The 24016-nt window shown below is 63.9% G+C and carries 23 protein-coding genes and 3 tRNA genes; 2 read left to right on the top strand and 24 right to left on the bottom strand.

Annotation, left to right across the window (positions count from 1 at the left end; all coding sequences use genetic code 11):
- Positions 1-1230 precede the first annotated feature (1230 nt).
- The 13 genes from EO156_RS05725 to EO156_RS05660 all read right to left on the bottom strand — a co-directional run bounded on the left by EO156_RS05725 (position 1231) and on the right by EO156_RS05660 (position 13469).
- Positions 1231-1306, bottom strand: a tRNA-Gly gene (locus EO156_RS05725).
- 81 nt (positions 1307-1387) lie between these two features.
- A tRNA-Cys gene (locus EO156_RS05720) sits at positions 1388-1461 on the bottom strand.
- Between the two features lie 68 nt (positions 1462-1529).
- Positions 1530-1605 (bottom strand) — tRNA-Gly (locus tag EO156_RS05715).
- Positions 1606-1641: 36 nt separating this feature from the next.
- Complete coding sequence (pgsA, locus tag EO156_RS05710) at positions 1642-2274, bottom strand: CDP-diacylglycerol--glycerol-3-phosphate 3-phosphatidyltransferase (protein ID WP_005916703.1); 633 nt, start codon at positions 2272-2274, stop codon at positions 1642-1644.
- Positions 2271-4130, bottom strand: a complete 1860-nt coding sequence (gene uvrC, locus EO156_RS05705; protein WP_016848683.1) for an excinuclease ABC subunit UvrC — start codon at positions 4128-4130, stop codon at positions 2271-2273. The genes pgsA and uvrC overlap by 4 nt, the downstream gene beginning before the upstream one ends.
- Positions 4127-5545, bottom strand: coding sequence for a hypothetical protein (locus tag EO156_RS05700; RefSeq protein ID WP_016848682.1), 1419 nt, complete (start codon positions 5543-5545; stop codon positions 4127-4129). The genes uvrC and EO156_RS05700 overlap by 4 nt, the downstream gene beginning before the upstream one ends.
- A gap of 23 nt (positions 5546-5568) precedes the next feature.
- On the bottom strand, positions 5569-6033 hold the full coding sequence (locus tag EO156_RS05695; protein ID WP_011051326.1) for a low molecular weight protein-tyrosine-phosphatase: 465 nt from the start codon (positions 6031-6033) through the stop codon (positions 5569-5571).
- Positions 6030-6809, bottom strand: coding sequence for a 3-deoxy-manno-octulosonate cytidylyltransferase (gene kdsB, locus EO156_RS05690; RefSeq protein ID WP_029829025.1), 780 nt, complete (start codon positions 6807-6809; stop codon positions 6030-6032). Before kdsB ends, EO156_RS05695 begins: the two co-directional genes overlap by 4 nt.
- A gap of 292 nt (positions 6810-7101) precedes the next feature.
- Positions 7102-8139 (bottom strand): tetraacyldisaccharide 4'-kinase, encoded by a 1038-nt coding sequence (lpxK, locus tag EO156_RS05680; protein ID WP_029829026.1) that lies wholly within the window; start codon positions 8137-8139, stop codon positions 7102-7104.
- A complete protein-coding gene (gene msbA, locus EO156_RS05675; protein WP_033482805.1) occupies positions 8136-9905 on the bottom strand; it encodes a lipid A export permease/ATP-binding protein MsbA in 1770 nt (589 codons plus the stop codon). Before msbA ends, lpxK begins: the two co-directional genes overlap by 4 nt.
- A complete protein-coding gene (locus EO156_RS05670; protein WP_016849489.1) occupies positions 9902-10366 on the bottom strand; it encodes a biopolymer transporter ExbD in 465 nt (154 codons plus the stop codon). Before EO156_RS05670 ends, msbA begins: the two co-directional genes overlap by 4 nt.
- 3 nt (positions 10367-10369) lie before the next feature.
- Positions 10370-11032 carry a MotA/TolQ/ExbB proton channel family protein gene (locus EO156_RS05665; RefSeq protein WP_005916730.1) on the bottom strand — a complete coding sequence of 221 codons (663 nt, stop codon included), beginning with the start codon at positions 11030-11032 and terminating at the stop codon, positions 10370-10372.
- Complete coding sequence (locus tag EO156_RS05660) at positions 10923-13469, bottom strand: DNA internalization-related competence protein ComEC/Rec2 (RefSeq protein WP_026006914.1); 2547 nt, start codon at positions 13467-13469, stop codon at positions 10923-10925. The genes EO156_RS05665 and EO156_RS05660 overlap by 110 nt, the downstream gene beginning before the upstream one ends.
- Before the next feature lie 300 nt (positions 13470-13769).
- On the opposite strand from EO156_RS05660, the gene EO156_RS05655 reads away from it, so the two are divergent.
- Positions 13770-14834: an SDR family oxidoreductase gene (locus EO156_RS05655; protein ID WP_005929774.1), complete on the top strand. Its 1065-nt coding sequence runs from the start codon at positions 13770-13772 to the stop codon at positions 14832-14834.
- Between the two features lie 210 nt (positions 14835-15044).
- On the opposite strand, the gene lolD is transcribed toward EO156_RS05655, so the two are convergent.
- The 10 genes from lolD to EO156_RS24310 form a co-directional block, all read right to left on the bottom strand.
- A complete protein-coding gene (gene lolD, locus EO156_RS05650; RefSeq protein ID WP_016849492.1) occupies positions 15045-15779 on the bottom strand; it encodes a lipoprotein-releasing ABC transporter ATP-binding protein LolD in 735 nt (244 codons plus the stop codon).
- Positions 15772-17013, bottom strand: coding sequence for a lipoprotein-releasing ABC transporter permease subunit (locus EO156_RS05645; RefSeq protein WP_005929777.1), 1242 nt, complete (start codon positions 17011-17013; stop codon positions 15772-15774). Before EO156_RS05645 ends, lolD begins: the two co-directional genes overlap by 8 nt.
- Before the next feature lie 23 nt (positions 17014-17036).
- Positions 17037-17489 carry a hypothetical protein gene (locus EO156_RS05640; protein WP_029829028.1) on the bottom strand — a complete coding sequence of 151 codons (453 nt, stop codon included), beginning with the start codon at positions 17487-17489 and terminating at the stop codon, positions 17037-17039.
- Positions 17440-17688 carry a succinate dehydrogenase assembly factor 2 gene (locus tag EO156_RS05635; RefSeq protein WP_003482785.1) on the bottom strand — a complete coding sequence of 83 codons (249 nt, stop codon included), beginning with the start codon at positions 17686-17688 and terminating at the stop codon, positions 17440-17442. Before EO156_RS05635 ends, EO156_RS05640 begins: the two co-directional genes overlap by 50 nt.
- Before the next feature lie 110 nt (positions 17689-17798).
- Complete coding sequence (locus EO156_RS05630) at positions 17799-18581, bottom strand: succinate dehydrogenase iron-sulfur subunit (protein WP_003482787.1); 783 nt, start codon at positions 18579-18581, stop codon at positions 17799-17801.
- Positions 18582-18597: 16 nt separating this feature from the next.
- Positions 18598-18801 (bottom strand): hypothetical protein, encoded by a 204-nt coding sequence (locus EO156_RS05625; RefSeq protein ID WP_026006915.1) that lies wholly within the window; start codon positions 18799-18801, stop codon positions 18598-18600.
- A 9-nt stretch (positions 18802-18810) separates the two neighbouring features.
- Positions 18811-20601, bottom strand: coding sequence for a succinate dehydrogenase flavoprotein subunit (sdhA, locus tag EO156_RS05620; protein WP_005916748.1), 1791 nt, complete (start codon positions 20599-20601; stop codon positions 18811-18813).
- Positions 20602-20634: 33 nt separating this feature from the next.
- Positions 20635-21021: a succinate dehydrogenase, hydrophobic membrane anchor protein gene (gene sdhD, locus EO156_RS05615; protein WP_003482790.1), complete on the bottom strand. Its 387-nt coding sequence runs from the start codon at positions 21019-21021 to the stop codon at positions 20635-20637.
- Positions 21018-21413: a succinate dehydrogenase, cytochrome b556 subunit gene (sdhC, locus tag EO156_RS05610; protein ID WP_005916751.1), complete on the bottom strand. Its 396-nt coding sequence runs from the start codon at positions 21411-21413 to the stop codon at positions 21018-21020. Before sdhC ends, sdhD begins: the two co-directional genes overlap by 4 nt.
- 56 nt (positions 21414-21469) lie before the next feature.
- Positions 21470-21640 (bottom strand): DUF1674 domain-containing protein, encoded by a 171-nt coding sequence (locus EO156_RS24310; protein ID WP_005929790.1) that lies wholly within the window; start codon positions 21638-21640, stop codon positions 21470-21472.
- A gap of 39 nt (positions 21641-21679) precedes the next feature.
- Here EO156_RS24310 and EO156_RS05600 point away from each other — a divergent pair, with 39 nt between their 5' ends.
- The gene (locus EO156_RS05600) at positions 21680-22552 is read left to right on the top strand and encodes a folate-binding protein YgfZ (RefSeq protein WP_016849495.1); all 873 of its coding nucleotides are present in this window, start codon (positions 21680-21682) and stop codon (positions 22550-22552) included.
- A gap of 130 nt (positions 22553-22682) precedes the next feature.
- On the opposite strand, the gene ugpC is transcribed toward EO156_RS05600, so the two are convergent.
- Positions 22683-23771 (bottom strand): sn-glycerol-3-phosphate ABC transporter ATP-binding protein UgpC, encoded by a 1089-nt coding sequence (ugpC, locus tag EO156_RS05595; RefSeq protein ID WP_016849496.1) that lies wholly within the window; start codon positions 23769-23771, stop codon positions 22683-22685.
- Between the last annotated feature and the right edge of the window lie 245 nt (positions 23772-24016).

Below are 24016 nucleotides of genomic sequence, written 5' to 3'. Positions count from 1 at the left end.
ATTCGGTGGCGGGTATCGCACGTGTCGAGCGGCGCCATTGATAGCACGTCAATGACAAAAAACGTCGCGCAAGCGCACTCCACCGGTGCTTCTTATTTCTTATCGATTTCCAGGAAAATCCTTTGCGCCATCAATCAGATTGCTTCGCACCGGATTTTTATGGCCATCGCGTAGATCTGAGCATAGATGGTTGTGTGTTCGTCACATTTCTGCTCGACTGGCAATCAGAAGAAGATCTGTCTTCCGAGGGGTACGGATGGCCGACGTATTGTTATTAATGATGTCTGGTAAAACTCAATCATAATAAGCAAGCATGTATGACGCAGACCGCGCCATCGTGCGAGGCCGCTTTGCGCAAAACTTATCTCGATTGGCTTGAGATCTCGGTCGAGCGATTGCCGATGTGATAACAAGATTACTCCTGGACGCAGGGTCTAGCGCCCCACCCATTCAGCTCCCACCATTCGTCACGACCGTCGCATGTTCTTCGTGCGTCACGCTTGACCACTGTTAGCGCCATCAGCGATGCCACACATAGCCGCACGGCGCAGCAAAGACAGTGCACCCATCGTTTCGAAGGGCAGCCAAAAAATCGTATGCAGGTCGCGGCATAGAGAGCCACGCAGGTGCGTTCCTCAAGCACCTGATCCCAGTGCCGAGCTGATGGCACGCGTAAACGTGCATCGGCGCCAGTGGACGAGACTTGCTGGCTCTTGCACACGCATCAACGACCGTTGATGCAGTTGCTGTAGATCGGACGTGTCCCACACTACGGTAATCGCGCGATACCGCCCGTTCCTGCACCCAAGTGCAAAGAGGTATTGAACGCAATGCTAGCGTTATAGCTACAACCGAACCATTGCGATTCCAGCTAGCCTCCACTGCACACAGCCATCAGGTCGATCTGCCATGCAGGCAGACCGCCGGCTAGCGACACCTCGACGACCCGGCCCCGCAATCAAGACGGCGACTGAGCACGACGGCATGAGCCCAAAACCAAAACACTGCAGGCGGCCTGCCGTTGGACCGCATCGTCATCCCGCCAGGAGGCGTCTGCACGGATGTCTCCTTCCCTGATGCACTCAGCACAGTTGCTGCGACACGCATGACGCGCTCGCTGATCCGCGAATCGCGCAATAGCCACACCATCCGTCCTAGCGCCTGCCACCAGCAAACAAAAAAGGACCCGAAGGTCCTTTTTTGAAGATGCATTGAACGGCACCTTGAATTTGGAGCGGGAAACGAGACTCGAACTCGCGACCTCAACCTTGGCAAGGTTGCGCTCTACCAACTGAGCTATTCCCGCGTGGAGCAAAATTGTACAGCGTATTACTTCGTTGCGCTAGCCCTGTCGTCGTTATCAATGGCAGGAATACCGCATGCGATGTGGAGGCCTGGGCCGGAATTGAACCGGCGTACGCGGATTTGCAGTCCGCTGCATAACCACTCTACCACCAGGCCGAAACATCAAACCCAAGGCATCCTGCCTTGAAACAACGAGACCCCTGACGCGGGATCCTGTCTACATCTGGAGCGGGAAACGAGACTCGAACTCGCGACCTCAACCTTGGCAAGGTTGCGCTCTACCAACTGAGCTATTCCCGCTTGGGAGGCGAAATTCTACAGTGAACGGGATAGCTGTCAACTGTTGCTTTCGATTTTTTTCGGCTTGTTGCTGATCGCTGCTTTCTCGTCGGCGCGCAGGCTTGGCCACGCGGCCTGCAGATACTGAAACCCTGACCACAGCGTCAGCAAGGCCGCAATGGCCAGCGTCCAGTAGCCCGCACGAAAAATCAGGTTGCCCAGCCAGATTTCATGCGTAGGCATCTGCCCTGGAGTGACCGAATACAACAGGCACAGCAACGCCACCATTTGTGCGGTGGTTTTGATCTTGCCGATGGCCGCCACGCGCACCTTGGCGCGCTGGCCGATCTCGGCCATCCATTCGCGGAGTGCAGAGACGGCAATCTCGCGTCCGACGATGACTGCCGCCCAGAACGCCATCCACGGCGTGGGATGGCCCTGCACAATCAGGAACAGCGCCACCGCGACCATCAACTTGTCGGCGACCGGGTCCAGAAATGCGCCGAATGCGGAATATTGGTGATAACGCCGCGCGACCCAGCCATCCAGCCAGTCGGTGATGGCGGCCAGCGCAAACACGCCAGCGGACGCGAAGTTCGTCCACGTGTAGGGCAGGTAGAACACCACGACCAACACCGGGATCATCACGATCCTCAGCAGTGTCAGCCACGTGGGGATGGTCAACTTCATTGCGGACTTGCCTCGCCTGCCGCATCGGGAAGCGCCAGCCCGTGCAGGTTAGCGTAGATTCGCGCGGCAAGTGCGGCATTGACCCCCTCCACCCGTGCAATCTCGGCCTCGCCAGCGGCCTTGAGCCCGACCAGTCCTCCGAAATGCTTGAGCAGGCTCGCGCGGCGCCGAGGGCCGATGCCGGGGATATCCTCGAGCTTGCTGGTCATGCGCGCCTTCTGGCGGCGCCCGCGGTGGCCGGTGATCGCAAAGCGGTGCGCTTCGTCACGCACTTGCTGGATGAATTGCAGCGCAGGCGACGCCGCGCCCGGCCGTAGCTCGCGCCCGTCGGCCATGATCAACGCTTCGTGCCCTGCCCGGCGCTCTTCGCCCTTGGCCACGCCGGCCAGCAACACGTTCTCGACTCCAAGATCGGCCAGCGCGGCCTGTGCCTGCGCCAGCTGGCCGGCGCCACCGTCGATCAGCAGCACGTCGGGGAGCACGCCGTTCTCTTCCACGGCGCGACGGAAGCGGCGCTCGATCGCCTGCCGCATGGCTGCGTAGTCGTCGCCCGGCGTGATGCCGGAAATATTGAAGCGCCGGTACTGGCCACGCACCGGGCCGCTGGCGTCGAATACCACGCACGAGGCGACGGTCGCTTCGCCCATGGTGTGACTGATGTCGAAACACTCCACGCGCTTGACCGGCTCGGCAAGTCCAAGCAGCTCGCGCAAGGCTTCGCTGCGTGCATGCTGCGCGCTCTGACTGGTGAGCTCGGTGACAAGGGTCAGCTGCGCATTGCGCGTGGCCAGCAGCAGATAGCCGGCACGCTCGCCGCGCACGTTCCACTTCAGCGCCACCTTGTGCTCGGCGGCCGTACTGAGCGCGGCTTCGATCAGCTCGGCTTCCGGAATCTCGCGGTCGAGCAGGATTTCGCGCGGGGGAGAGTGCTCGGCGTAGTACTGCGATACGAACGCGCCAAGAATTTCGTCGGCACTATCTTCCCCGTTGGTCTTGGGAAAGAACGAGCGCGTGCCGAGATTGCGGCCATCGCGAAAACTCAGCAACAGGACGCACGCCTGGCTGGATTGCGTGGCGCAGGCCAGCACGTCCAGATCCGCTGCACGGCCGTCGACGTATTGACGGTTCTGCATGCTGCGCAGCGACGAGAGCAAATCGCGCAAACGCGCGGCGCGCTCGAATTCCAGCGCCTCGCTGGCCTGCTGCATCGAGTGCATGATCTCTTCGCCGAGCTGATCGCTCTTGCCTTCGAGAAACATGGTGGCGCGGCGTACCGATTCGGCGTAATCCGGAGCCGCCACCAAATCCACGCACGGACCACTGCAACGCCCGATCTGATACTGCAGGCATGGCCGCGAACGGTTGCGGAACACGCTGTCCTCGCAACTGCGCAGCTTGAAGAGCTTATGCATCAGGCTCAGCGTTTCGCGTACACCGGTGACGCCCGTGTAAGGGCCGAAATAACGCCCTTGCACCGCACGCGGACCGCGATGCAAGGCAATACGGGGCCATTGTTCGCGCGTCAGCAACACGTATGGGTAGCTTTTGTCGTCGCGCAACGAAACGTTGTAGCGCGGCGACAACGATTTGATCAGCTGGTTTTCCAGCAGTAGCGCTTCGGCTTCGCTGCGGGTGACGGTGACGTCCATGCGCGCGACCTGCGACAGCATCGAGGTCAACCGGGCGTTCTTCGGCGTCCCGTTGAAATAGCTTCCCACGCGCTTGCGCAGCGCGCCCGCCTTGCCGACGTACAACAAGGTGTCGTCGCCCGCATACATGCGATAGACGCCAGGCGCGGTGCTCAGTTGCGCAGCAAACGCTTTTCCATCGAAATCGTTTTGGGGTCTGACGCTCATTCGTCTATCGAAACATCACTCAGTGCGCCGCTTGCAAGGTCGTACCGCAAGATGACATGTGCATCGGTTTCTGCGATCCAGACCGCACCGGCGGCGACCGCCAGACCGGCAGGGCCATGCAGACGACGCGGCAGCGCGACCGTGGTCAATTCGCCGCCGCCCAGGCGTAGGCAGCGCAGGCGGCCATTACCGGTGTCGGCGATCCACAGCAGCGGCGAATCGGCCGCCAATGCAATGGCCTGTGGGAACTGCAGACGCGCCGTGCTGCGTGGGCCGTCCTGATCTCCAAATTGCCAGGTGCCCTGCCCGCCCACCAAGGTCTGCACCAGATCGCCGCGCAGTTGCATGGTGCGGATCGACGAGCCCAGTCCGTCGCAGACATAGGCCACCTGCTGCACCGACGCCAAGCCGGCCGGCTGTGCGAAAGCAGCGAGATGGCCGCTGCCGTCGCGAATTTCAAGGGCACCGGTGCCTGCGCGCGCGGTCAGCGCGGCGCGGCCCAGGTGATAACTCCAGATCCGGTTATCGCCGGCCATGGCGATCAACACCTGGTTGTCGGCGATGGCCAGACCTTGCGGGTAGTTCAGCGCAGAGCCACCGGGCGACGCCAGCGGGCCTTCGACCGGCTCGCCGGAACGACCGGTGCCGCACAAGGTATCCACCTGCCCGCTGCGCAGGTTGATACGACGCAGCGCATGGTTGCCGGTATCGGCGACATACAGCTGATCACGTTCCAACGCCAAACCTTGCGGACGCCGAAATGCCGCCTCGCCGACACCGCCGTCGATGAGATCAGCATTGCCATGCCCGAACTGGCGCAGCACGCGCCCGCTGTGCGTGCACTCGAGCACGCGGTGGTGGCCGGTATCGGCGACATACAACCGGTCTTCGGTCGCCGCCAAACCAGTAGGAAAGCGCAACGCCAGATGCGGCTCGGGCTCGCGCTCGGCCACGCCGTGCAGGTCGGCGTCAGACGGCGGCGGCTGGCCTTCGCACAGGGCAGTCAGGGCCTTGTCCAGATCGCCGGTGACGCCCACCAGGCGCTGCCGCTCGCGGCCGTAGGCATCCAGCAGCACCAGCGTGGGCCAGGATTCGATACCGAAGCGACGCCAGGTTTCCCAGTCCTTGTCGAGCAGGATCGGCGCACTCACGCCGTGTCCGCGCAGTTGTTTAAGCGAGCGTTGCGGCAGGCGTTCACTGTCGAAACGCGGCACCTGCACCACGATCACCTGGAGCCGGCCAGGGCTGCGCGCCTGCCAGTGGGCAAGCTCGGCCAGGCGTTCTGCGCACCACACCGAGCTGGCGTTGACGAACGCCAGCACCAGGGCACGCCCGCGATGCTCCTGCAAGGTGGAGGGCCTGGCATTGAGCCAGGTGGGAAATTCCGGCAGTTCCTGGGTGAGCTGGGCGTTCATGCGGTGATTATGCCCAAGCGCGATTAGCCGCGGGTGAGTCTGGCAACGGTGAGGCGCGCGGCAGTGTCGACCAGCTGCCATACCTGCTCGAAGTCATCCATGCTGCCGGTATACGGGTCGGGGATTTCATCGCGCGCGTCGATGCCGGCCCAGGGCAGCCACAAGGCGAGCTTGTCGCGCTGCGCCGCCGGGGCCAGCCGCTGCAGATCGCGCAGATTGCTGCCGTCTGCGCATAGCAGCCAATCGAAATGCTCGACATCCGAGTGCTTCACCTGGCGCGCGCGAAGACCCGAAATATCCACGCCGTGACCGCCCGCGCAGCGGATCGCGCGCGGGTCCGGCGGATCGCCGGCATGCCAATCGCCGGTCCCGGCCGAATCGACCTCGATGCGCCGCGACAGCCGTGCCTTGTCCAGTTGCGCACGCAAGGCACCCTCGCCCATCGGTGACCGGCAGATATTGCCCAGGCAGACGATCAGCACCTTCATGCAGAAGCCACCCGCATCTGCGCGCGAACGAGATCGTCCGCGGTATCGATGCCTGGCGGAAACGGCTCAGGCGTCACCGCCACGGCGATGCGATAGCCGGCTTCCATCACGCGCAATTGTTCCAGCGACTCGGTGCGCTCCAGCATGCCGGGCGGCATGGCTGCGAAGCGTTGCAGGAAGCCTGCGCGATAGGCGTAGATGCCGATGTGACGCAGCCACTGACCTTCTGCAGGCACGCTATCGTGCTGGCTGGCGAAGCTGTCGCGGTGCCAGGGAATCGGCGCACGGCTGAAATACAGCGCGTCGCCGCCGGCCGTGCGCACCAGCTTCACCACGTTGGGATCGAACAGGTCGTGCGCGTTGTCCACCGTCGCGGCCAGCGTGGCCATCTGGGCACCGGAGCGCTGCAGCAGATCTGCAACAGCGCGGATGCCCGCAGCCGGCGCAAACGGCTCGTCGCCTTGCAGATTGACCACGCAGGCCTGGTCGTCCCATCCGGCAATGCGCGCGCATTCGGCAAGGCGGTCGGTGCCGGAAAGATGCGCGGTGCCGGTCATCGCCACATGCACTCCGGGCAGATGCTCGATCGCCGCTACGATACGCGCGTCGTCGGTGGCCACCCACACCTCGCGCGCACCCGCCAGCAATGCACGCTCGGCCACGTGCTGGATCATCGGTCGATCGCCGATCAGTTGCAGCGGTTTACCCGGCAGCCGCGTGGAAGCGTAACGGGCGGGAATGGCGACAACGAAATCGGCAGGCGTGGTGGGTGTCATACGTGCGCGCTCTGGATGCAGTAGGAAGTGGGGGAAACGAGAGAACCGAATCGCTTGATGCCGATGTGTGATTGAGCGAAGTGGCGGTATTCAGTTGGCGCTGCGCTGCACGACATCAAACCGCGCCGCGCGCCCTGATCGCAGCGATGCGCACCAATATTTTCGGGTAGACCTTTACCCGAGTGGTGCGAGATTTCATCCAGCATGGATGACACATCGCAGCCGCAAGAGCGCACTCAACGCCTGGCTCGGGATGCTTGGCCAGCAACCGTCCAACTGCAAGCTGACTTGCTCACACGCCCTGCCGGCTCGCCAATTTGTTCAATCGGTCCAGCAGGCTCACCCAGAACGCGGCCGGCAGTTCCGCCTTCAGTGGCACGCTGTACAGCCACTCGTTGGCGAACGGACGGCATTTCACCGCGTCCTTTTCTGTCATCAGCACCGGCAGGCGGCTTCCGAAGCTGAAATCCGCGGCGCGATAGACGTGATGATCCGCAAACGCGTGCGGCACCACGCCAATGCCGCGCGCGCGCAGCATGGCGAAGAAACGTTCCGGATGCGCGATGCCCGCCACGGCATGCACGCGCTGTCCGGCAAGCATGCTCAAGGGCTGCGCACGCTTGCCGTCCATTGGCTGCACGCTGTCGATGCTCAAACGCATCTGCCATTCGCCGAAACCGGCATCATCCGGCGCCTGCGGTGCGGCAGTTGCACTGGCCTGGCCGAGATTGACCACGCGAAAATCGCAATCCTGCGCCCGCGCGGCCGGTTCGCGTAGCGGCCCAGCAGGCAACAGGCGTCCGTTGCCGTAGCGCCGCTGGCCATCGACCACTTCGATTTCGACATCGCGGGCCAGACGGTAATGCTGCAGGCCATCGTCGCAGATCACGATGTCGCAGCCCGCCTCGACCAGCGCCCGCGCAGCAGCGAGCCGGTCGCTGTCGACGCGCACGCGCGCACCGGTCTTCCAGGCGATCAACACCGGCTCGTCGCCGCCGAGCGCCACCGGCGTGTCCGCTTCGACCCAGCGGGCGGTACCGGCGTCATCGCGGCCGTAGCCACGGCTGGCGACGCCAGGGGTCCAGCCGGCTTCCTGCAGCTTCGCGACCAAGGCAATCGTCAGCGGCGTCTTGCCGGTGCCGCCGGCGGTGACATTGCCGACCACGATCACCGGCACCGGCACACCGTGGCGCCTGCGCCAGCCGCGGCGATACAGCGCCCGTCGCAACGCGATCGCAGCGCCGTAGACCGGTGCCAGGATGCGCGCCGGCAGCGGAATCGGCGTGTTGTCGTACCAGTAACCCGGGGTGCGGGTGCCGCGCTTGCTCATGCCTGGCGTTCGCGGAATTGCATGCCGTGCAGGTGCGAATACAAGCCGCCCTGCGCCAGCAATTGGTGATGCGTACCACGCTCGACGATCCGGCCCTGGTCCATCACCAGCACCTGATCGGCATGCTCGATGGTGGATAGACGATGCGCGATGACCAGCGTGGTGCGGTCAGGCATCAGCTTGTGCAACGCATCTTGCACAAGTCGTTCGGACTCGTTGTCCAGCGCTGCGGTGGCCTCGTCCAGAATCAGGACCGGCGCGTCCTTGAGCATGGCGCGTGCGATCGCCAGACGCTGGCGCTGGCCGCCGGACAGGCGCCCACCCTTGGTGCCGACATGCGACTGCAGACCTTCGGGCAGCTGCGCGACAAACTCCATTGCATTGGCGCCCAGAATCGCGCGCTCCAACTGGCCGGCATCGGCGTTGCGCATTTCGCCGAACGCCACGTTATCGGCGATGCTGCCGTCGAACAGCATCACCTGCTGGCCGACCAGCGCAATTTGCCGACGCAGATCCGCCAACGCATACGCCTGCACCGGATGCCCGTCGAGCAGGATCTGCCCGGCCTCGGCTTCGTAAAAACGCGGAATCAACTTGATCAGACTGGATTTGCCGCTCCCGGAACGCCCGACGATGGCGGTGACGGTGCCCGGTTGCGCAACGAAGCTGACATCTGCCAGCGCCGGATTGACCTGGCCGGGGTAGCGCGCCGTGACATCGCGAAATTCGATCAAGCCCTTGGCACGTGTCAGCGGCACGGTACCTTGATCCGGCTCGTCCGGGCTGTCGAGCACCGAAAACAGACGCTCGGCCGATGCCAGGCCGCGCTGCACCATGTTCTGCACATTGGTCAGCTGCTTGAGGCCAGGAATGATCGTCAGCATCGAGGTCATCAGCACGACGAAATCGCCGGCCGTCAGTCGCCCGGCCAAGGCCTGCGCACCGGCCACGAACAGCAATGCCGACAAGCCGATCGCGCCGATCATCTGCACGGTGGCAGTGGAAATGCCGCGGGTGGCTTCGACCTTCATCGCCAGGCGCAGGTTGCGATTGGCCAGCGCGCCATAGCGCTCCATTTCGGTCTGCTGAGCCCCGTAGATCTTGACCTCCTGATGGCTGGACAAGGTCTGGTCGGCGGCCTGCAGCAGCTGCGCACCGCTTTCCTGAATGCTGTGGCTGATACGCCGGTAGCGCCGCGCCACCTTGTCCATCACCCAGGCCAGCACCGGGGCCAGCACCAGGATGGTCAATGTCACCTGCCAGCTATGCCACAGCATCAGCGCCAGCGCACCGATCACCTGCAGCGATTGCTGGATCATGACCTTGACCGCATCCACTGCGGCCTGCGCAACCTGGTCCGAATCCGAGCCCAGGCGTATCAACATCGACGGCACCGGCTCCGAATCGAAGCGTGACCCTGGCAGGCGCAGATACTTGGCCATCACCTTGATGCGCAGATCGCGCGCGATGCTGCGTGCGGATTTGCCCATCGCCATATCGGTGATGTAGCCGGCCACGCCGCGCACCACGAACAGCAGGATGATCTGCACCGGCAGCCAGCGACTGACCTCGGCGTTCTTGTAGATGAAGGTCTCGTCGGTGATTGGCTTCATCAACGCCAGAAAACCGGTGGTACCGGCCGCTTCGATCAACGCAGCGATCAGCGCGGCCACCAGCAACAAACGATACGGCTTGGCAAACGCCAGCAGGCGACGGTACGTGCGCCAGGAAGACACTGGCGCCGGGCGGTCGATGGAGATGGTCACTGGCGGGTTCCGTTGGTGCTTGTCTTGCCGGTCGTACCGGTGGCGCTGACCGGAGGCGCGGTGGCGATAGCGATACGCCGGAAGCCGAGCTGGCCCAGCGCATCCTGCGCGGTCACCACGGCCTGATACGGGGTCCGCGCATCGGCGCGCATCAGCACGGTCTGTTCGCGGTCATCGCCGGCGATCTGGGCGATGGTCTGCTTGAGCGAGTCCACGTCCGAACGCAGCACTTCCTGATCGTTGATGAAATAACGCCCATCGGCATTGACCAGCACGCTCAGCGAACGTGGCGGTGTGCTGCTGTGTTGGTCGCTGGCGGTCGGCAGCTGCAATTGCAGCGTGGAGCGTGCGTCGAAGGTCGTGGTCACCACGAAAAAGATGATGAGGACGAGGATGACGTCAATCAATGGCACCAGGTCGATATGCGGCTCGTCCTGGCTTCGGTCGCTGCCGATGCGCATCCGTCAACCCTTTGCCGTGACAGGCTTGCCGCCCGCTGCAGCCGGCGCGAAGGCTGCCGGCACGACTCGGCCATCCATGGTGTCCAGCAACAAGATGGCTTCCTGCTCCATCTCGACGATGTAACCGGCGATCCGCCCCTTGAAGAAGCGATGCGCCATCAATGCCGGAACCGCGATGATCATGCCGGTGGCAGTGCACACCAGCGCCTTGCCAATGCCGCCGGCGAGCTGATTCACATCGCCTACGCCGTGATCGAGGATGCCCATGAACATCTGGATCATGCCGACCACGGTACCGAGCAGACCCAACAATGGCCCAGCCGATGCGATCGTGCCCAACGCGTTCAGATAGCGCTCCATGCGATGCACCACATGCCGGCCGGTGTCTTCGATACGTTCGCGGATCACGTCACGCGGGCGGCCACGAACGTCCAGCGCCGCGGCCAGCAAGGCGCCCAACGGCGAATTGCGGCGCAGCGACTCGATGTGGGTGGGATCCAGGTTGCCGCGCGCGGCCCAATTGCGCACTTCTTCACCCAGGCCCGGCGGCGTCACCTCATTGCGGCGCAGGCTCCACAGACGCTCCAGCACGATCGCCAGGGCGATCACGCCCAGCAACAGCAACGGCACCATCGGCCAACCGCCTGCCTTGACCAGCTCCAACACGATTCGATTCCTCCGGCAACGCGGCCGCCTGTTCGCTGACCGATAGGATAGCAGCCGACCGCCGCCGTTCCGCAGCATCCCATAGCCGCGGCTGCCAGCGCCGTCGCTCGCGCAGTTGCAGGCCCGCGGCACCGAGCCAAACCCGGATCGCTCCCGCCTGGGCGGTGTCCAACACCTCTGCCCCGCCTGACTTCCAACGTTGCACGACCTCGGCGCGCGGATGCCCGAATCTGTTGCCATGACCGGACGACACCAACGCCAGGCGTGCTCCGGTGGCGGCGATGAAACCGGCTTGCGAGCCATCGGCGCTGCCGTGGTGCGGGACGATCACCAGCTCGGCACGCAGGTCCGCGGCGTGCCCGCGCAGCAGGCGGCGCTCGACGATGTCGCCAATATCGCCCGGCAACAGTGCGCTCGCATACGCGGTTTCGACCCGCAGTACGCAGCTGGATTGGTTGCGCAGGTAAGGAAAACCCGCGCCGGGATGCAGGAAGCGAAAGCGCACCCCGTCCCACTCCCACTGCTGCCCGGCGCGGCAGCGTGCGGTGACGTCCAACGGCGCACCCGGTGGCGCAGCCGTGCGTGCCACCGGCAGCCCCGTGCGCACTGCGGCATAGCCACCAGCATGATCGGCATCGGCATGGCTAAGCACGATGGCGTCCAGCCGGCGCACACCAAGCGCGCGCAACGCCGGCAGCACGACGCGCTCGCCGGCATCGAAGCCGTCGCGCACCGCCGGACCGGTATCGAACAACAGCGCATGGCGTTGCGTGCGCACCAGCACCGCCAAGCCCTGACCCACATCCAGCACCTGCACTTCCGCCTCGCCTGCGGCCGGTAGCTCGCGATCCGGCCAGAGCAGCGGCAACCACAGCAGCGCCGCCAACGATTTACCCGGCGTCGCGCGCGGCAGCAACAGCCAGAACGCACCGAGCAAGGCGGCGATCAGGGCAACCCCATCGGACTCGGGCACCCACCACAACGCCAACGCGGTCTGCCCAAGCCAGACGAACCCCGGCCAGGTCAGCTCAAAGCACCAGCCCGCAAGCTGCCATGCCCACATGCCGGTCCCCGGGTAGATCGCCTCAAGTGCGGTCCCCAACAGGCACAGCGGTACCACCACGAAAGTCCACCACGGAATGGCGACCAAATTGGCGAATGGCCCGACCAGCGACGCCTGCCCGAACAAGCTGACCGTCAACGGCAGCAGGCCAACGGTGGCCACGGTCTGCGCAGACAGGAAGCCGCGCACGATGGCGCGATCGTCAGACGGCAGGCACCAGACCAGCCATGCCACGCCGGCGAAGCTGAGCCAGAAGCCAGCAACCAGCACGCTGAGCGGATCCCACAGCAACACCGCCAACAAGGCGAGCGAAAGCACATGCGCGGTCGAGGCGCGTCGCCGCAGCACCCTGGCGAGGGCCACCACCGCAATCATCAACACGGTGCGTACCGTCGGCAGCGCCAGACCAGCCAGTAGCGCGTAGGCCGCAGCGCCGAGTAGCGCGGCAATCGATGCCGCATGCAGACGCGGCATGAATGTGCCCAGTCGCGGCTGCCAGCGCCATATGCCAGCGATCAGCAGCGCGAAGAATGCCCCGACCAGCCCGACATGAAATCCAGAGATGGCGATCAGATGGCTGAGCCCGGTCGCGCGCAACGTTGCCCATGCCGTATCGTCCAGCCCCCGGGTATCTCCGAGCGCGAGCGCCCGCAGGTACGGCGCAGAGGGGCCGCCGACACGCTCGGCGATGCGTTGCGACATCCGTTCGCGCCAGGCATCCACGCCTTGCGGCGGTACGGTCTGGTGTGCGGTTGCAGGGATGCGCACATAGCCGGTCGCAGCGATGCGCTGCGCCAGTGCCTGGCGCTCGGCATCGAAGCCTCCGGGATTGCGCAAGCCGCGTGGCGCACGCAGCTTGAGCCGCAGCTGCCAGCGCGCACCTGCATGTAGCGCCGCGCGCGGGCCGATGCGCTCGGCATCAAAGTCGTCGTACCAGGCCACCTGCAGGAGCTTGCCACGCAGTGCCGCCGGCTGGGCCGGAGCCTCGTCCACGCGCAGCTGAAAGCGGGTACGGCGTTGCTCGGCGATCGGTAGCCCGACAATCTGCCCGCGCACGGTGGCATCGCGTGTTTCATCCTGCGGAAGCAACTGCGCCTGCAGCGCGCCAGTCACCTGCCATCCCATCGCTCCGAATCCAAGAAGTGCCGCAGCGCCGGCCAGCAATAGCGCACTCCAGCACGGGCGCAGCCACACCGTCGCGCCGCTGCCCAGCAACGCAACGCACACGCAGCCGACATAAACCATGCGCGGCAGCAGTATGGGCGACCAGGCGCACGCCACCACGCCCAGCAATAACGCGGCCGCGATGACCACCGCCGATCCCATCTGCGGCGGTGCCGTGTGCGCTGACACCTCCATGCTGTCGGTCGCCATCATGGACCCTATCGATCAACGTCTTCACCTTAGATCGCGACACCTTCCACGCACAGCGGAGATCTACCCAAGCCTGGGTAGGAAGAACACTGCTGCGGCGGTCGCTGATTATGAATACGAACGACGTCCTGCGGCACGTCGCAATCATTTGATGCGGTGCGTAGCACAGTGCACACGTGAAGATGCATGCCGCAGCAGATCGAGCGCTCAACGGCGCAAGCACGCCCTCTGGCCCAGCGTTCGCCCCGATTTCATGGTGTCACCGCTATGGTGAGATCCGTTTTTTCAGGAGCCTCCCCCATGCGTAAAGGCATTGCATTGATCGTCGGTGTGACCGGCATCTCCGGTTACAACCTTGCCAACGTGCTGCTCGCCGACGGCTGGACCGTGTACGGCCTTGCACGTCGGCCACTGCCCCACGACGGTGTCATTCCGGTGGCCGCCGATCTGCTGGACGCCGACAGCACGAACAACGCGTTGCGTGGTCTACCGATTACCCACGTGTTCTTCTGCACCTGGACGCGTCGCGATACCGAGCGCGAGAACGTCCAGGCCAACGGCGCGATGATGCGGCACCTGTGCGATGCGCTCAGCGATGCGCCGCTGCAGCACATGGCGCTGGTCACCGGCACCAAGCACTACCTGGGCGCGTTCGAAAATTACGGCAGCGGCAAGGCCGAGACGCCGTTTCGCGAAAGCGAGCCGCGCCAGCCGGGCGAAAATTTCTACTACACGTTGGAAGACCTGCTGTTCGCGCATGCCGAGCAGCATGGTTTCGGCTGGAGCGTACATCGCTCGCACACCATGATCGGCATGGCCAACGGCAGTAATGCCATGAACATGGGCGTGACGCTGGCGGTATATGCATCGCTGTGCAAGCACACCGGGCAACCGTTCGTGTTCCCAGGGTCGCAAGCGCAATGGAACAGCCTCACCGACCTTACCGATGCCGGGCTGCTTGGCCGCCAACTGGCCTGGGCCGGGCTTAGCCCCGCGGCGCGCAATCAGGCCTTCAACACCGTCAATGGCGATGTATTCCGCTGGCGCTGGATGTGGGGTGAGATTGCGAAGTTCTTCGAGCTCGACGCTGCGCCCTGCCCCGCTGTGCCGGAACCGCTGGAAGCACGCATGAGCCAGACCGCACCTGCCCTGTGGGCAGAGGTGGCCGCGCAACACACGTTGGTAGAGTCCGACGTCAATCGGCTTGCATCGTGGTGGCATACCGATGCCGACCTGGGCCGCGAGATCGAGTGCGTCAACGACATGACCAAGAGCCGTGAATTGGGCTTCCTCGACTTCTACGACAGCCGCGCCTCGTTCTTCGAACTGTTTACCCGCCTGCGGGCACTGCGCATCATTCCTTGACCGATGCTGTGGCATCTCCGCAGGCCGCACTGGCCTGCGGAGATCGTGCGGCATGTGCCCTGGCAGTCGCGCTGCATGCGATCGTTCGCTGCCACTGCACTTCAAAATGCGCCCCCATTTCGGCTACCGGGCATGGCACCAGTGTCCACTGCAAATGCCACGCTCATCCGCAACGCGATCGGTCTGCCGATCGACCGCGTCGCCATGTGCTTACACCGCAGACGGCGCCAATTCGCGCAGCTTGCCCTGGTGCAGCTCCAGCACGCGGTCCAGGCGCCGTGCCAAGCCGCGGTCGTGCGTCACCAGTACCAGGCTGGTGCGCTGGGCGCGGTTGAGTTCCAGCATCAGCTCGAACACGGTACCCGCGGTCTTGTCGTCAAGATTGCCGGTGGGCTCGTCGCCCAACACGCAGCCCGGCTTGTTGACCAGTGCACGCGCCACCGCACAGCGCTGACGCTCGCCGCCGGAGAGTTCGCTGGGCTTGTGTTCGACGCGATGCCCAAGCCCGACCGATTCCAGCAATTGCAGCGCCTGACTTTTGGCAACGGCCACATCCTTGCCGGACAACAGCACCGGCATCATCACGTTCTCCAACGCGGTGAATTCCGGCAACAAGTGATGGAACTGGTAGACGAAGCCGAGCGCCTGATTACGCAGCTTGCCGCGCTGCGCGTCGGACAGCGCCGACATGCGCTCGCCGGCCACATACACTTCGCCGGAGGTGGGAATATCCAGCCCGCCGAGCAGATGCAGCAAGGTGCTCTTGCCGGCACCGGAGGCGCCGACGATCGCCACGGTTTCGCCGGTGGCCACCGAGAGATCCAGGCCATCGAATACCGGCGTGCGCATCTTGCCTTCGGCGTAGGTCTTGGCCAGCGCTTCGGCGCGGATCACCGCAGTTGCCTGTTTTGGTGTTTGCACGAGCGTTTCCCGGATCTCATTCATAACGCAGCGCCTCCGCCGGCTGGGTGCGCGAAGCGCGCCACGCCGGGTACAAAGTCGCAAGGAAACTCATCACCAATGCCACCACGGTGATCACCACCACGTCCTGGGTTTGCATATCGGTCGGCAGGCCGGTGATGTAGTACACGTCTTCGGGTAGCAACTTGACGCTGAAAATCGTTTCGATCACGCCGAGGATGCGTTCAAGATTGAGCGTTAGCACGATGCCGCCGATCACGCCCATGAAGGTACCCATGAAGCCGATCAGCGAGCCCTGCACCATGAATACCTGCATCACCCCGGCCGGCGACAGCCCGAGGGTGCGCAAGATGGCGATATCGGCCTGTTTATCGGTCACCAGCATCACCTGCGAGGACACCAGGTTGAACGCGCCCATCGCCACGATCAGCGACAGCAGGATGCCCATCACCGTCTTTTCCATCTTCAACGAGTGGTACAGGTTGGCGTTTTCCTGGGTCCAGTCGCTGACCCGATACGGGCCGTGCAACCTCACCGCCAGATCGCGCGCCACCGGCCAGGCCTGATCCATGTCATGCAGGCGCAGGCGCACGCCGGTGACGCCATCCATGCGCAGCACGCGCGCCAGGTCCTGCATGTTCACCACGGCGAGGCCGCGGTCGATTTCGTTGTATCCGGCCTCGAAAATACCGCTCACGGTAAAGCGCTTGAGCCGCGGCATCGCGCCCAGCGGCGTCGCCTGGGTGTCGCTGAGCAACACGACGATGCTGTCGCCAACATCCACGCCAAGCCACAACGCCAGCTCCTTGCCGATGACGATGTTGTACGACCCAGGCGTCAGGCTGTCGACCGAACCCTGCTGCATCTTCTTGGCCAGCACCGACACCTTGCCTTCTTCGGCAGGAATCACGCCGCGCACGATGGCCGGCTGCTTGCGCGGGCCCTGCAATAAGGATTCGGTTTCGATGTAGGGCGCGGCACCGGCCACGCGCGGATCGGACATGGCGACCTCGACCGCATGCTGCCAATCGCGCATCGGCGCGCCTTCTGCACTGACGGTCGCGTGGGCAGCCATCTGCAGCAGGCGGTCGCGGATCTCCTTCTGGAAACCGCTCATCACTGCAAGCGTGGTGATCAGCACGGTCACGCCCAGGGCGATGCCCAGGATCGACGCCATCGAAATAAACGAGATGAAGCCATTGCGTCGCTTGGCACGCAGATAGCGCAAGCCGATGGCAACCGGAATAGGTTTGAACATGCGGTTCAACCGGGAAAGGGACGCTATGGTGCCACTAGCGGCCGCCCGGACGAAATGGCGTGGGCCTGAGCGGCCAGACGCAGTTCACGTCGTTGCGGCGCCGGCAAGGTGTCCGGCCAGAAATGCAGGCGCTCGCGCCGACCATCCGCCCGCTTCCAAGACACCACCGCAAGCGGCCCGCGCCAGCGCACCTGCAGCTCTTCCACCTCCACACCGTCAATGCTGGCGGGCGTTTGCGTCCATGGCACCAGCAATTGCCTCACTGGCGAACGCAACAGCTGACGCACTGCTCGCCCGCCTGCAAGCACCGCGTAGGCAGACAACAACAGGGCCAACCACAGCGGTACGCCGCTGCGCCACACCGCCCACACGGCGAGCGCCACCAACACGCCCAATGCGCAGATCAGCCAGCGCGAGGGTCGCCACTCAAGCCGGCAGGGCGCGAATATCGGCGATGAGTGCGGCGTTGGCGGCATCGGGGCAAGCCTCGTATCCCATGAACCAGCGCCACAACTTATCGTCTTCGCAATCCAGTAGCTGTAGGAAAACCGCGCGCTCGGCGTCGGGGGCCTGCGCCCAGCGTTGATCCAGGTAGCGCCCGAACAATTGATCGAGTTCGCGCATTCCGCGCCGGCAACGCCAGCGCAACTTTTTCAGCAGGGTTTGTTCGTCCATCTCACTCTCCACCGCACCGCATGGCGGTCCGAAAACGACAGCGGCACCTGACCCAAGGGCCGGTGCCGCTGCGAACCACATCCCCGTGGTGGGGAATCAATGCCGTGCGATCAGGCGCGACGCGCCATCATCAACTTCTTGATTTCGGCGATCGCCAGCGCTGGATTCAAGCCCTTCGGGCAGGTCCGTGCGCAGTTCATGATGGTGTGGCAGCGATACAGCTTGAACGGGTCTTCCAGATCGTCCAGACGCGCACCGGTGTCTTCGTCGCGCGAATCGATAATCCAGCGGTAGGCCTGCAGCAGGATGGCCGGGCCAAGATACCGCTCGCCATTCCACCAATAGCTCGGGCAGCTGGTCGAGCAGCAGGCGCACAGGATGCACTCGTACAAGCCATCGAGCTTGCGGCGGTCTTCCGGCGACTGCAGGCGCTCGCGATCCGGCGGCGGCGGCGTCTGGGTGCGGATCCACGGCTTGATCGACGCGTACTGCGCATAGAAGTGCGTCAGGTCCGGCACCAGGTCCTTGATCACGCTCATGTGCGGCAGCGGATAGATCGGCACCTCGGACTTGCCGCACGCGGCAATCGCCTTGGTGCAGGCCAGCGTGTTGGTGCCGTCGATGTTCATCGCGCACGAGCCGCAGATGCCCTCGCGGCAGGAGCGACGGAACGCCAGCGTCGGGTCGATCTCGTTCTTGATCTTGATCAGCGCGTCCAGGACCATCGGGCCGCATTTATCCAGATCGATCTCGTAACTGTCGGTGCGCGGGTTGGCGTCGACGTCCGGATCCCAGCGGTAGACCTTGAAGGTGCGCGTGTTCTTGGCGCCCTTTGCAGGGTAATGCTTGCCCTTGCCGATCTTTGAATTCTTGGGGAGGGTGAACTCTGCCATAGCTGCTCTCGTTGGCTCAGGCGATGCGCGGTGCGGACGACAACCGCACCGTGCGCATGAAGGTAAAGATGACGGATGCCACTGCCGAAACAGTCGCGCAGCGGCCGGCCACCTGCCGGCGCTGCTCCAGGGTCATGCGACGACCAAACTGCTGCACCGGCTCGCTGCCACGCGCAGAGGCGATGGCGAGCGATGACAAGGCAACGGTGGGTCGCTGCATGCGCATCGATCAGTAAACGCGCGGCTTCGGCGGGACCACGTCCACATCCTTGCTCAGCGTGTACATGTGCACAGGGCGGTAGTCGAACTCGCACTTGCCCTTGTCGTCGACGGTCACCAACGTGTGCTTCTGCCAGTTGACGTCGTCGCGGTCCGGGAAGTCTTCGTGCGAATGCGCGCCGCGGCTTTCCTTGCGCTGTTCGGCCGAATTGATCGTCGCCACCGCGTTGAGCAGCAGGTTGTTCAACTCATAGGTCTCGATCAGGTCCGAATTCCACACCAGCGAGCGGTCCGACACCTTGACGTCCTCGAAGGTGGCGAAGATCTCGGCCATCTTGTCCACGCCTTCTTTCAGCGTCTTGCTGGTGCGGAACACGGCGGCGTCCGACTGCATGGTGCGCTGCATGTTGTCGCGGATCACGGCCGTCGGCGTGGAGCCGTTGGCGTGACGCAGCTTGTCCAGCAGGCCCAAGGCCTTGTCGCAGGCATCGGACGGCAAGGTCTTGTGCGGCTGATTGGGCTTGACCGTTTCGGCACAGCGGTTGGCGACCGCGCGGCCGAACACCACCAGGTCCAGCAATGAGTTCGAGCCCAGACGGTTTGCACCATGGACCGAGACGCACGCCGCCTCGCCGATGGCATACAGGCCCGGCACCACGGCATCCGCATCGTCGCCCTGCTTGCGCACGACCTCGCCGTAGAAGTTGGTCGGAATGCCGCCCATGTTGTAGTGCACCGTCGGCAGCACCGGGATCGGCTGCTTGGTCACGTCCACACCGGCGAAGATGTGCGCGCTTTCGGCGATGCCGGGCAACTTTTCGTTGATCACTTCCGGCCCAAGGTGGGTCAGGTCGAGCAGGATGTGATCCTTGTGCTCGCCTACACCGCGGCCTTCGCGAATTTCCACCGTCATCGAACGCGACACCACGTCGCGCGAAGCCAAGTCCTTGTAATGCGGTGCGTAGCGTTCCATGAAGCGCTCGCCATTGCTGTTACGCAGGATGCCGCCTTCGCCGCGCACGCCTTCGGTGATCAGGCAGCCCGCACCGTAGATGCCAGTGGGATGGAACTGCACGAATTCCATGTCCTGCACAGGCAGGCCCGCACGCATCACCAGGCCGCCGCCATCACCGGTACAGGTGTGTGCGGAGGTGGCGCTGAAGTAGGCACGTCCGTAACCGCCGGTCGCCAGCACCACGCCGTGGGCGCGGAACAGATGCAGCGAACCTTCGGCCATGTCCAGTGCGAGCACACCACGGCAAACGCCTTCTTCGTCGAAGATCAGATCGAGCGCGAAGTACTCGATCATGAAGCGTGCGTTGTGCGCCAACGACTGCTGATACAAGGTATGCAGCATGGCGTGGCCGGTACGATCGGCTGCGGCGCAGGTACGCTGCGCGGACGGGCCTTCACCATACTTGGTGGTCATGCCGCCGAACGGGCGCTGGTAGATCTTGCCCTCTTCGGTCCGCGAGAACGGCACGCCGTAGTGCTCGAGTTCGATGATGGCCGGAATCGCTTCGCGACACATGTACTCGATCGCGTCCTGGTCGCCCAGCCAATCGGAGCCCTTGATGGTGTCGTAAAAGTGATAACGCCAATCGTCTTCGCCCATGTTGCCCAGCGCTGCGGAAATACCGCCCTGCGCTGCCACGGTGTGCGAACGGGTCGGAAAGACCTTGGTCAGGCAGACCGTCTGCAGGCCCTTCTGGGCCAGGCCGAACGTGGCGCGCAGGCCGGCGCCACCGGCGCCCACCACGACCATGTCGTACTTGTGTTCTGTGATCTTGTAAGCGGACATCGAATTATGGGTTCCTGTTTGGTCGCTGACGACTCAGCTCATGCCCAGCGCGATACGCGCCACGGCAAACACGCTGACGATGGCGCCCAGCACGGCAACAAAGCGCACGAGGGTCTGCGCAATCAGCGCGAGCAGCGAGTCGTGCACGTAGTCTTCCAGTACCACCTGCATGCCCAGCTGCGCATGCCAGAACGAGGCGATGAGGAAGGCGACAAGCAGAATCGCATTCCACGGCTTGGCCACTGCCGCGCTGGCGGCAGCGTGATCGGCACCGATCAGGCTCAGCACGAAGATCAGGAACCAGATCGACAGCGGCACCAATGCGGCCGCGGTCAAGCGCTGGATCACGAAATGTTCGGTACCGGTCTTGGCGGCACCCAGGCCGCGCACATTCTTCAGCGGGGTACGGTAGCGGCTCATACGGCACCTCCGGACAGCAGTACGTAAGCCCAGATGGCAGCGGTGAGCACAAGGCTCAGAACCACCGACAACCAACCCATGCTGATGAACGAGCGCACGGCGTAGCCTTGCCCGAAGTCCTGCAGCATGTGACGCAGGCCACCGAACAGGTGGAAGGCGAACGACCAGGTCCAGCCGAACAGGAAGACCTGCCCATACCAGGTCGCAGCCTGATCGCGGAAACAATTCCAGTGGTCGGGGCCAAGCATCAAGGTCAGCAAGGCGGCGGCAATCGCCAGTGCGCCGACGGTCAGTACGATGCCGGTGGCTCGATTGAGAATCGAGGTCACCATCTGTATCTGCCAACGGTATACCTGGAGATGCGGGGAGAGAGGACGTTCGCGGATCGCCATTCGCTGGGCTCGTTTTCTCGGCTGGGCGGCACTAGGCCGCTGTGGCTAAAAGCTGCTCAAAAATCGATGCAGCGTCCATTTTTTTCCCAGTCGCCGTAGCGCGTTGGCTCGGGGCCGTCGCGCCCACCAATCTCCTTCGGCAGTGGCTTTTTCTCGGGAATATGTTCCTGAGAAGAAGGCTGCGTCTCGGAATCCTGCGCTGGGGTGGGGGTTGGATGGCCTATCATAGTGCTCTCACAACTTGGCGATTTTAGTCCTCCCCTTCCGTGGCTGACAACCTGAATCTTATTCCGCAGGGTTTTGGCTCCCTGCACGACATGCAATACGTCCGACTGGCCGGTACGGATGCAGTGGCGTTTGCGCATGCCCAATTTGCCAACGACGTACAGGCGCTGGCGGTTGGGCAGTGGCAGTGGAACGCGTGGCTGACGGCGAAGGGGCGCGTGATTGCCATCTTCGCACTCCTGCGTGAGGACGACGCACACTTACTGATGCTGTTGCCGGACGGCAACGCGGCCGAGATCGCCACGCAACTCAGCCGTTTCGTGTTCCGCCGCAAGCTGAAAATCGGTATTGCCACGCTGTTTGCCTACGGCGGCTTCGCAGCACCGGAGCACGCGCATGCCGCACGGGCCGAGATCGGAACGCAGCGTATCGAGTTGGATCTGGGCAGCGCCGCGCTGCCGCGCACGTTATTGCTCTACAGCGCGGATGCATTGGCGACGCCTATCGAACTGCCGAGTGCAGATGCGCAGTGGCGGACGACCGATCTGCAACTGGGGCTCGCCCGGCTGGTCGAGGGCCAGCGCGAACAATGGACGCCGCAGCAGTTGGCACTGGACCGCCTGCAGGCGTACAGCGTCAAGAAAGGCTGCTACCCGGGCCAGGAAATCGTGGCGCGGACGCACTTCCTGGGCAAGGCCAAGCGCGCGTTGCAGTTGCTGGAAACCGATGCTGCCGTGGATGCAGGCGATGCCGTCGCGTTGGACGGTAGCGCGATCGGCACAGTGGTGAGCGTGGCCGGGAACCTTGCGCTGGCGGTATTGCCGTTGGAGCTGACGCTGGACGCCGGTACCGCGTTGCAGGCGGGCAGGCATGGCGCCCGGCCGCGCGCACTTACGACGGGGCTGGAGCGTTAGCAGCGAAAACCGTCGCGAGCCGTGCCAGGCGGGCGTCGACGTCATGCAGCACCTCAGTGACAAAGCGACACCCACCGATTCCGAACGCCCGCCGTGCCCGTCTGGCGGCGTCGCTGTTTGACCAGTCGGCCTACGCGGCCTCCAGCCGCTGCCCGGTGGCTGGATCGAAAAAGTGCAAGGCCTGGCTGCGCAATGCCAGGCGCAACGGCTGGCCCACCGCCGGCAAGCTCTGCGGCGGGACACGGATCACCAGCGGCTGACCGCCACGGTCGAGATTGAGGAAGATCTCGTTGCCGACCGGCTCGATCACATCGACACGCGCATCGAAGCCCAGCACCGCATCGTCGGACGGCTGCAAGTGCTCCGGGCGTACGCCGACGATCACGTCCTGGCCGAACCAACCCACATCGACCCGCGCCGCGCCCAGCGGGACGCGCCAACCATCGGCCATGACCAGGTGCAGGCCGTCGTGCGGGTCCAAACGCCCCTGCAGCACGTTCATCGCCGGGCTGCCGAGGAAACCGGCGACGAACAGATTGGCCGGACGGTCGTACAGCGCCATCGGGCTGTCGATCTGCTGGATCACGCCATCCTTGAGCACCACGATGCGCTGGCCAAGCGTCATCGCTTCGACCTGATCGTGGGTGACGTAGATCATGGTGGTGCCAAGCTTGCGGTGCAGCTGCGCAATCTCGGTGCGCACGCTGTGACGCAACTTGGCGTCCAGGTTGGACAGCGGTTCGTCGAGCAGGAACACCGAGGATTCACGCACCATCGCCCGGCCCAGCGCCACGCGCTGACGCTGACCGCCGGACATCGCCTTGGGCAGCTTGTCCAGCATCGGGGTCAGGCCCAACAACTCTGCGGCGTTGTTGACGCGCTCGGCGATGACCTGCTTCGGATGCCCACGCAGCTTGAGCCCGAACGCCAGGTTCTCGGCCACGGTCATGTGCGGGTACAGCGCGTAGCTCTGGAACACCATGGCGATGTCGCGATCCTTTGGCGCCACGTCGTTGACCACGCGCTCGCCGATCTTCAGCGTGCCGGCGCTGATGTCTTCAAGCCCGGCGATCATGCGCAACAGGGTCGATTTGCCGCAGCCGGACGGCCCCACCAGCACCATCAGCTCGCCATCGGCCACTTCGAAACTCGCGCCCTGCACCGCCACCTGGCCATTGTCGTAGACCTTGCGGACACCTTCCAACTGCACTTTCGCCATCGTTCGGCCTCAACGTAAGTTGTGCGCCCTGCCCTCGGCCCTCCCGATGGCGGTGACGCCGCATGCGCTTGCAAGGAACTTCCTGCAAACGAATGCATTGGTTTATTCTGACATGTAATCGTTTTCACATGGCAACATCGATCGCCGGAGGAGCATGCCACCACTCAGTCATGACGCCATTGCCTGCAGTGCAGCTCGCCGCACGCAGCATGGCATGCCATCACGCAAGTGCAGCTATGCCGCCA

The organism is Xanthomonas sp. DAR33341 (assembly GCF_003992815.1).
GTDB lineage: Bacteria > Pseudomonadota > Gammaproteobacteria > Xanthomonadales > Xanthomonadaceae > Xanthomonas > Xanthomonas cissicola.
The sequence above is the reverse complement of the archived record's forward strand: the minus strand, read 5'-3'. Positions and strand labels throughout refer to the sequence as shown.

Bases quoted from the DNA above. Each gene is read 5' to 3' on its own strand.
- EO156_RS05700 (WP_016848682.1), bottom strand. From the start codon at position 5,545: ATGAACGCCCAGCTCACCCAGGAACTGCCGGAATTTCCCACCTGGCTC.
- ugpC (WP_016849496.1), bottom strand. From the start codon at position 23,771: ATGGCGAAAGTGCAGTTGGAAGGTGTCCGCAAGGTCTACGACAATGGC.
- uvrC (WP_016848683.1), bottom strand. From the start codon at position 4,130: ATGAGCGTCAGACCCCAAAACGATTTCGATGGAAAAGCGTTTGCTGCG.
- EO156_RS05630 (WP_003482787.1), bottom strand. From the start codon at position 18,581: ATGGCAGAGTTCACCCTCCCCAAGAATTCAAAGATCGGCAAGGGCAAG.
- sdhA (WP_005916748.1), bottom strand. From the start codon at position 20,601: ATGTCCGCTTACAAGATCACAGAACACAAGTACGACATGGTCGTGGTG.
- EO156_RS05625 (WP_026006915.1), bottom strand. From the start codon at position 18,801: ATGCAGCGACCCACCGTTGCCTTGTCATCGCTCGCCATCGCCTCTGCG.
- EO156_RS05640 (WP_029829028.1), bottom strand. From the start codon at position 17,489: ATGCCGCCAACGCCGCACTCATCGCCGATATTCGCGCCCTGCCGGCTT.
- pgsA (WP_005916703.1), bottom strand. From the start codon at position 2,274: ATGAAGTTGACCATCCCCACGTGGCTGACACTGCTGAGGATCGTGATG.
- EO156_RS24310 (WP_005929790.1), bottom strand. From the start codon at position 21,640: ATGATAGGCCATCCAACCCCCACCCCAGCGCAGGATTCCGAGACGCAG.
- EO156_RS05670 (WP_016849489.1), bottom strand. From the start codon at position 10,366: ATGCGCATCGGCAGCGACCGAAGCCAGGACGAGCCGCATATCGACCTG.
- EO156_RS05695 (WP_011051326.1), bottom strand. From the start codon at position 6,033: ATGAAGGTGCTGATCGTCTGCCTGGGCAATATCTGCCGGTCACCGATG.
- EO156_RS05660 (WP_026006914.1), bottom strand. From the start codon at position 13,469: ATGGCGACCGACAGCATGGAGGTGTCAGCGCACACGGCACCGCCGCAG.
- EO156_RS05655 (WP_005929774.1), top strand. From the start codon at position 13,770: ATGCGTAAAGGCATTGCATTGATCGTCGGTGTGACCGGCATCTCCGGT.
- lpxK (WP_029829026.1), bottom strand. From the start codon at position 8,139: ATGAGCAAGCGCGGCACCCGCACCCCGGGTTACTGGTACGACAACACG.
- sdhD (WP_003482790.1), bottom strand. From the start codon at position 21,021: ATGAGCCGCTACCGTACCCCGCTGAAGAATGTGCGCGGCCTGGGTGCC.
- lolD (WP_016849492.1), bottom strand. From the start codon at position 15,779: ATGAATGAGATCCGGGAAACGCTCGTGCAAACACCAAAACAGGCAACT.
- sdhC (WP_005916751.1), bottom strand. From the start codon at position 21,413: ATGGCGATCCGCGAACGTCCTCTCTCCCCGCATCTCCAGGTATACCGT.
- EO156_RS05635 (WP_003482785.1), bottom strand. From the start codon at position 17,688: ATGGACGAACAAACCCTGCTGAAAAAGTTGCGCTGGCGTTGCCGGCGC.
- kdsB (WP_029829025.1), bottom strand. From the start codon at position 6,809: ATGACACCCACCACGCCTGCCGATTTCGTTGTCGCCATTCCCGCCCGT.
- EO156_RS05645 (WP_005929777.1), bottom strand. From the start codon at position 17,013: ATGTTCAAACCTATTCCGGTTGCCATCGGCTTGCGCTATCTGCGTGCC.